This is a genomic window from Martinezella paranaensis (assembly GCF_014200235.1).
Taxonomy (GTDB): Bacteria; Pseudomonadota; Alphaproteobacteria; order Rhizobiales; family Rhizobiaceae; genus Rhizobium; species Rhizobium paranaense.
The window spans coordinates 82,448-90,343 of the sequence record NZ_JACHBI010000019.1; the positions used below are offsets into that span (position 1 = coordinate 82,448).

8 protein-coding genes are annotated in these 7,896 nt (G+C 57.5%); 2 read left to right on the forward strand and 6 right to left on the reverse strand.

What is annotated here, in order from left to right; genetic code table 11:
• Positions 1 to 42 precede the first annotated feature (42 nt).
• The gene (locus tag GGD50_RS29295) at positions 43 to 1,932 is read left to right on the forward strand and encodes a sigma-54-dependent Fis family transcriptional regulator (RefSeq protein ID WP_183940754.1); all 1,890 of its coding nucleotides are present in this window, start codon (positions 43 to 45) and stop codon (positions 1,930 to 1,932) included.
• Positions 1,933 to 2,475: 543 nt separating this feature from the next.
• On the opposite strand, the gene GGD50_RS33595 is transcribed toward GGD50_RS29295, so the two are convergent.
• From GGD50_RS33595 to GGD50_RS29325, 6 genes are all read right to left on the reverse strand, one after another.
• Positions 2,476 to 2,736, reverse strand: a complete 261-nt coding sequence (locus GGD50_RS33595) for an NADPH-dependent FMN reductase (protein WP_183940755.1) — start codon at positions 2,734 to 2,736, stop codon at positions 2,476 to 2,478.
• Positions 2,737 to 2,825: 89 nt separating this feature from the next.
• Positions 2,826 to 3,410: a YceI family protein gene (locus GGD50_RS29305; RefSeq protein WP_183940758.1), complete on the reverse strand. Its 585-nt coding sequence runs from the start codon at positions 3,408 to 3,410 to the stop codon at positions 2,826 to 2,828.
• Positions 3,411 to 3,429: 19 nt separating this feature from the next.
• A complete protein-coding gene (locus tag GGD50_RS29310; protein WP_183940760.1) occupies positions 3,430 to 4,281 on the reverse strand; it encodes a hypothetical protein in 852 nt (283 codons plus the stop codon).
• Positions 4,282 to 4,360: 79 nt separating this feature from the next.
• Positions 4,361 to 5,218, reverse strand: a complete 858-nt coding sequence (locus tag GGD50_RS29315; RefSeq protein ID WP_183940762.1) for an oxidoreductase — start codon at positions 5,216 to 5,218, stop codon at positions 4,361 to 4,363.
• Positions 5,219 to 5,270: 52 nt separating this feature from the next.
• Entirely contained in the window at positions 5,271 to 6,194 is a 924-nt protein-coding gene (locus tag GGD50_RS29320) for an NADP-dependent oxidoreductase (protein ID WP_183940764.1), read from the reverse strand.
• A gap of 530 nt (positions 6,195 to 6,724) precedes the next feature.
• Entirely contained in the window at positions 6,725 to 7,342 is a 618-nt protein-coding gene (locus GGD50_RS29325) for a PadR family transcriptional regulator (protein ID WP_281397275.1), read from the reverse strand.
• 220 nt (positions 7,343 to 7,562) lie between these two features.
• Between GGD50_RS29325 and GGD50_RS29330 the strand changes: the two genes are divergently transcribed.
• Entirely contained in the window at positions 7,563 to 7,700 is a 138-nt protein-coding gene (locus GGD50_RS29330; protein WP_183940767.1) for a hypothetical protein, read from the forward strand.
• The last annotated feature ends 196 nt before the right edge of the window (positions 7,701 to 7,896 follow it).

The window sequence follows — 7,896 nt, forward strand, 5'->3', positions numbered from 1 at the left end:
GGAAGCAGTTATCTTGTTCGAAGTTATGCATGGAGGAGGCGCATGCAACATCTATCAGGAATGGACCGCGCGCGCAAAGCGTTGGAGAAGGGCGAGCGTTTTCCCATTGGAATGCTGAATCCCGTCGTAGCAGAAAGCTGGCAGCGATGCCGGGATTTGAATCTCGATCCACGCGGCATGCCGCGGCACAACGTTGTTGCCTTCGTGAATGTGAAGCGGCGGCGCGAGGAGAACGCCGCAATGCGCCTGCTGGCGCTCGCCGAGATGCAACTCCTGCATTCTCAGATCGCCGGTTCGAATTTCATGATCGCGCTCGGCGATGCCAACGGCATCGTTTTAGATACGATCAGTGACCAGCATTTCGCAGAAAGCGAAGCCGGCCGCGCGATCATTCCGGGCAGCATCTGGAACGAAAGTGAGCGTGGGACCAATGCGCTAGGGCTGGCCGCCCTCGTCGAGAAGCCGGTGGCGATCTACGGGCGGGAACATTATTTTGCCTGCCATGGGCATCTCAGTTGCATGGCCTCGCCTATCTTCGGTTCCGACGGAAAGGTTCTTGGCCTGCTCGATGCCTCCTGCGCCCATGAAGCTCGGCAGGAACATACGCATGCCTTGGTCCGTATGGCTGCGGCCCAGATCGAAAACGGCCTCCTTTACCAGAGCCATTCCAAAAGCTTTGTCTTCGCATTCCATCCGCGCGTGGAATATCTCGACACGCTCTCCGCAGGTCTGGTTTCTGTCACGCTCGATGGCGAGATCGTTTCGATCAATCGTCCGGCCAAGACCTTGCTGGACGGTCTGCCTGCAAAGATTGGCAACCACTTCGACACGCTGTTCGAAGCCGGTTTCGGTCAAGCGGTCGACGGCCTGTTGAAGGGTGGTGCCATCCGGATCCGAGATAGGGCAGGCAGTGGCGTCTTCATGGTCTGCCGGCAGATCGGCCAGCACCACGCTCCGATGCGAAAGCAAACGTCACAAGCCATGCCGGCTCTGATCCGCAAGGAGAGAGCGCCGGACTTCGTGGCGCACGATCCGGCCATTAAACGATCGCTCGACGATATTGCCGAGGCGGCGACGCTCTGCATGCCGGTGCACATTACCGGTGAAACCGGCACCGGCAAGGAGCTGATGGCGCAGCATGTCCACAAGGTCAGCGCACGCAAGGGTGAGTTCGTCGCGCTCAATTGCGGCGCCGTGCCGGAAGAGCTGTTCATTGCGGAAATCTTTGGCCACGAGCGCGGCGCCTTCACCAATGCGCGCGCCGAAGGCTCTATCGGGTTGGCGCGCATGGCTGACCGCGGCACCCTTTTCCTCGACGAGGTCGCCGATATTCCGCTCGCAGCACAGACCTCGTTGCTTAGGTTTCTCGACAGCATGGAGATTCGCGCTGTCGGCGCGCAAAAGACGCAGAAGGTGGATATTCAGATCGTCTCGGCAACCAATCGGGACTTGGAAAACATGGTGGCGCAAAGGCAGTTCCGGGCGGACCTTTATTTCCGTCTGAACGCTTTCTCCATCCGCTTACCGCCACTGCGCGGCCGGACCGACTTTGCAAGCATCGTGCGCCACCTCATGGAGAAGATCGCGCCCGGAACACCTGTGACTGATGCGGCCATCGCCGCCCTCTCACAGCGAAGATGGCCCGGCAATATCCGGGAGCTCAGGTCCGTCCTGCAGCGCGCCTTGGTGCGACGGTGTGCGGACTACGTCGATGAAAGCTGTTTCGACGAGGCCAAACTCAACCCCGACCCTGCTCGAGATTGCTGCGACGAATGTCGGGACAGGCCGCTCAGCCGCGCCAAGTGTGAGGAAATCCGGTCGGTCTACGAAAAGACCGGGCAGAACATATCCCGCACTGCTCGGGAACTCGGACTTTCAAGGACCACTGTCTACAAACACTTGGCCAATCGTTTCGAAAATCCCGGCTTATGAGCATCTTCCGCAAAGCCTGAGAAATATCGACGGTACGGCTGTGGCCTGTCGTAAGGTCGCGATTCCGCTCCTTCGTCGCGACATGACGCTCCTCGGTGGGGACAACGGACGCGGTGATTGAGACTCGCCGCCGCCCTATTGATCATTGCTCTTGCAGGAGTATTTCTGTATGGGTATATTATAGCGTCGGATTCGGTTGTCTGAGCAAGACCTTCCGACCACATCTTGCGAGCCAGGCTCGCCATGACCGACGATACGTTTTGCCGTTTGCTTTTCTTGCCATTGGACGCAAGTAGGCCACAGCCGCTTTCGAAGTGGATGCATCACCTCGGATGACGGTATGACGCTTTTGGCGGCGGCCGAGCGGCGCCCTCATCTGACTGAGAAGCGGCACCATCGAAAGCCCGACCGTGATTATGCGCTGATGATCGATAGCGCGAGCGCCACCAATCCCGCCACAATCCGTGAATGCAATCGGCTCCCGAGGCCACTCGGTGGGAGCGAAATCTAAAGCGTTCTTCAGGGCTGCGGTTGGCCGGAATTCTATTCTGCAACTGTGGCAATGAAGCCGTCGAACTCGCCTAGTTTCCTCCGCCAAGCGTCGGCAGCGGCGTTCGAAAACACCCCTCCTGCGTACGCTGGCGGCACAGCATCTTGAAAAAATAAGAGATCGGCCTCTCTTAGATCAAGGGTAGTGAGCCTAAAGTCGCTACGATCCTCGGCACCTTCCATAAGCCCTCTAGCGGGTCTATCTGCAAAGCGATTGAGGCGAGTGCTACCGACGATCAGTCCAAGCTTCAGCATTTTTCTTTACCTTCTGTTTGAGGTCTTAACTATTGTCCACATCCGGAGCTCTGCACCGGATGTGGAAGCTGACTTGCCGGTTTTTCTATTCAGCCCTGATGCTCGCTCGCCTCGACTTGGATGACTAGATCGACATCGTCACCGATCATACCGAGCGCCGCCTTCATACCGAAATCACTGCGCTTGACCTTCGTCGTTGCGCTGAAGCCGATATCGTGGCTTTTGCTCCAAGGGTTCTGCCCCTCTTTGTTGAACGTGACGTCCAACGTGGTGGACTTCGTGACGCCTGCGATCGTCAGATCGCCGATGATCTGTCCGGTGGTGTCGGTCACCTTCTTGAATTCCTTGCCGACGAAGGTGATGTCAGGGAATTCCGTGGCGTTGAACCAGTCGGCGCCCTGGATGTCGCCGTCGCGCTGCTTGTTATTCGTCGAGATCGACGCGACGGTCACCTTGACGTCGAGACTACTGGCTTCCGGCTTCTTTGCGTCGAAATCGAACGCGCCGGAGAATTCCTCCGCCACGCCGATCACCTTCGCAAAGCCGAGGTGGTCGATGTAGAATGCGATCCCCGAATGGACCGGATCGATATCGAACTTCGTGGCCCATGCCGGCGACACCGCCCCGGCAAATGCCGCCATCGAAAGCGACACTGCTGCAAGTCTGGCTTTCATTTTTCATTCTCCTCTCAGGTTAAACGGGAAAGCTCGAACCGTAATCCAGGAACGCTACGACGACCGCCAAGGCGGCGGGTAAGGCAGCGAGAAGTACGTGGACGAACAGAAGCGGAAATGGCTTCGATAGGCCGGTTGCCCGGCAAATTCGGTCCGAGAACATAGGTAGGACGACCGATAGGATAAGGACCGAGACGGCAATGAGATCGGTTTTGCGCGTGATCAGGACTACAGTAAAAGCTATCGCGATCAGGCCGCCCAAGGCACCTATCGACGATACTCCACCGAAGCGAAAAGCCGGACGGACACCGTGCACGACCAGAATCCCGAATGAGCTCGCCGCGAACATCAGGCAAAGCTGGAACGAGGAGGACGACGCGCCCAAAAGCGCGATCGGCGCAAAACCGAGCGCGAGGGCAGAGCCGACACCACCCCGCTTCACGTCGTCCTCCCGACCCGCTGCGCCGGGCAACAGACACCACATCAGGAAAATGCCGACGGTGGCCGCCACCAGAACTTCCCAGGTGGCCACGCCCAGTCGGGGCTGGCCAATGTAGAATGCCGCGGCCACCGGCTGAACAAGGGCGAGAATGCGAACCGAGCGCGGGGCGACGATTTCAGCAGTGAGACCCACCAGCGCGCCGACCGCGATCACGTAGAACAGCTTGTTGACCGCGCCGACCGGAGGCCAGGCCGGCACCTTATTGTAGACGAGCCAATAGGCGGCCAGCAACGAAACGGGCATCAGGAAATCGGTGGCGAGCACGACGCCGCGCCAACGCATCAATCCTGACATCAGAAAGGCGGCCAGTGTCATGGCGAGCAGGGGCGCGGCTAGCGTCTCCTGAGGGGAGTTGCCAAATCCAAACATGCGGGGATTTTCCGAATTGCGAAATCTATTTTTGACGTGGAACGGCACGCCATTGCCATCCGCAGCGCTTCATCTCAGATTAGGCGAGTGCGTCCAGTTCCCCAAGAATGTTGGCCGAAAGTTCGATTGCGGCCGCTTCAAGGTTCTCGTGAAGATGCCTGACGCTCGAGGTGCCGGGGATGAGCAGTACGTTCGGGGCACGCGCCAGCAACCAGGCCAATGCGAGTTGGCGAGAGGTTGCGCCAAGCCGTTCGGCTGCCGCTCCAAGACCTTTGGACTGTAACGGGGAGAACCCACCAAGAGGGAAAAAGGGGACATAGGCGATTTTCTCCTCCGAAAGCTTGTCGATAAGCGCGTCGTCGGTACGATTGACGATATTGAATTCGTTCTGAACGCAGACAACAGGCGCAATCTTCTGAGCCTCGGCGACCTGTACGGCCGTGGCATTGCTCAAGCCCAGGTGGCGGATCAAACCCTGATCGCGCAGTTCCGCGAGTGCACTAAAGCTTTCTTCGATGGAGCCCCCCCATCGGCCTCCACCCATAATACGGAAATTGACGACGTCCAGAGCATCAAGGCCTAGATTGCGCAGATTGTCGTGAACAGCCTGCTTCAGTTCGTGCGGTGTCTGTGCAGGCATCCACGACGCGTCGTTCCCTCGCCTTGCACCAACTTTGGTAACGATGGCCAGATCTGCAGGATACGGATGCAGCGCCTCACGGATTAGCTCATTGGTGACGTGGGGGCCATAAAAGTCGCTGGTATCGATATGGTTCACGCCAGCTTCGACCGCAGCACGCAGAACCGCCAGCGCCGCGCCGCGGTCCTTCGGCGGTCCAAAGACGTGCGGACCGGCAAGTTGCATTGCGCCATAGCCCATCCTATTTACCTGCCGGTGGCCGAGGGCGTACACGCCAGCTTTCGAAATATCACTCATCTCATCGTCCTTCCGGAATTAAAATATGCCAACTATCGCCCTGGTCGTTAGTTCAGGATTGGGTAATGATGATCTTTCCGCGTGCGCGACCAGATCTCTGACGCTCGATTGCGTCGTTGAATGCCTCGAAGGGTACCGAGGTATCGAGAACTACTTTGAACCCGTCCTGAGCAACGGCCCTTACCACTTCATCAAGGCGGGAAGCGTACGGTTTGACATACATCATGGTTGCCGACACGCCATGCGCACTTGCCACCGCAACATCCGGCGGACTTGTGGTTGATACGAGTCGCCCGCCGCGCTTTAAAACCGGATAGCTGCGCGACTGCGTCTCACCTCCGACGAGGTCTAAAACCAGATCGACGTCGCGAAACACCTGTGCAAAGTCCTGCTTTTTGTAGTCGACGACTTCATCTGCTCCAAGCGAGCGCACCAGGTCGATACCAGCGCCAGATGTGGTCGCTAAAACTCGCGCTCCAGCTTTCTTCGCGAACTGCACCGCGAAGATCCCAACTCCGCCGGATGCCGCGTGGACCAGGACGGTTTCACCGGGTTTGATATGGCCTTCCGAGAACAGCCCGTGCCAAGCCGTACTTCCAGCAGTTGGAATAGCCGCACCCTCTATCGGCGTTAGCGACGATGGTAGTAGAACGCAGCTTTTGGCTGGCACGGCAGAATATTCCGAAAGACCGCCCCCTGTCAGTGGATCCGCCCACGCAACGACGGCGTTCCCTGGCTTGAACGTAGTGACGGCGTCGCCAACCCGTTCGACCACGCCCGCAAAGTCGCATCCGATCGCGTACGGGAATTCGATCGGGAAGAATCGCGCGGCCCAGCCTGCCATCAGACCGATATCCAATGGGTTGAGAGCCGAGGCCATGACGCGGACAAGAACTTGATCCGCCTCGATTGATGGAACCGAAACTTCGTTGATGACAGCCGGCGTATTGAAGCCATGGATGCGGATGGATTTCACAGAAGACCTCTTGAGATTGCCTTGATTGTTTAAGGAAATATACTCATGCCAAATTACTCTTACAAGAGCAACTATACAAAAATTGCGTCGGCGAGTCCCTATTCCGCCGTCGGTCATTCAGCGAAGGTGTCGTTGAGAGAATAATGACTTTTGCAAGTAAGCGAGATGATGGTGTCCCGCCGATCTTGGAATGTCGTGAGTATTTCTCGAACGTCGCTTCGGCCGCGGCGACGACCGCTATTGAGGAGCATGCGGACAAAAGGGGGAAACAATGAACAGCAATCGAGGAACTACATCCCGTCGGGATGGGGCAGGCCGACATCAGATCGCGGCCGGATTGCAGCAACAGCAGCATTGCCTGCCGATGCGCCGCTGGACGTCAGTGAGTTACCGGCGGGAGCAGCTTTGGCCAGTCGCGAAACACATCAGTAAATGCGGAATTTGCCAGGCCCTTTATCGGATTGCTTGCGCTATCGAACCACTGCGCTCAGGCAAGTCGACAATACCTCGTCAAGGTCGGCAGAGTATGCCTATTTCTGCTTCATATAACGCTGTCCGCCTTTGGTTTTGGTCAGCACCTTCTCCTTCCGAGCGCGTGGATTGTGCTGGTCGTCGGATATGGCGGGCGCGAAAGCTATGAGCTCGGTTAGATAATCGACCTCCGCGGCGAGACGGCGCTCCGTATGACGAAGTGCCCACTCTTCGATCAGCCCTATGTAGGGAATGGCGCCCTCAATCATTTCGCGCCGCTCGGCCAGCAATGCCTTCATGCGCTCAAGCCTGTCGGCCAAGACAGCGGTGAAATCCTCGAGATCTTTGGCGTTTGCTTTCGTCAACGCTAGATCGAATGGATCGTATTTGAACCAGATGTCGGTCAGCCCTAAGATGCGCAGTTCCTCAAGCGTCGTCTTACCTGCGTCGGTGATTTCATACAGTTGACGCGTCGGACGGTTACCCTGCTTTTCTTGGCCAGCTTCCCGCAGCAGGCCCTCAGCAGCGAGACGTTTCATTGCCCCGTAGACTGCGCCAACAGGGATATCCGTCCAAAATGGCACTCGCTTTCTGTCCGCCTCCAGTCTCAAGCGATGGCCGTGCATTGGTCCAATCTCCGCGAATGAGGACAAGATGAAAAGACGTATGGATGACATAAGAACCGATTGCTCTCGCGTGATTAACTACTAGATAGTTATATACATACATAGCTCATAGTTGAAGCTGTATTTTCCACGATTCTTCCGCTTCAACGCTTGCCGCTCGGCATTTTTTGCATGACCTATGCGGCCCCTACTCATAACAGGTGTTCGATGCGAATTGGGATGCTACGCCGGCGCAATGGCGTATCGCAGTCGTCGTCCGATGCGGCGGATAATGAACGCCACGCTGCTGCAGCGCCTTGTGAAAGGCGGCGAACAGCCGCAGCGGGTTTGCGTGACCGTCGAGCGGCTGAAGATCGCACCTGCCACTGTCTCGCCGACGAGGGGCAAGCGGCGGCGCGTCTCCGCCTGATCGAGTATCTCATACTCGAGCAGCGGCGTTCCTTCCGCCTCCATTCCTGGTTGGGCGGCGAGCTTCGCCATAGATGCGATCCCGCCTTCCAGCTCCGTTGGTGTCGGGCGAAATGAAAAACTGACCCCCTAACGAACCGAAGAACTGACCCCTCGTGTCAAAACGAGGAGTGATGGATGACGAGCACGATTTTATC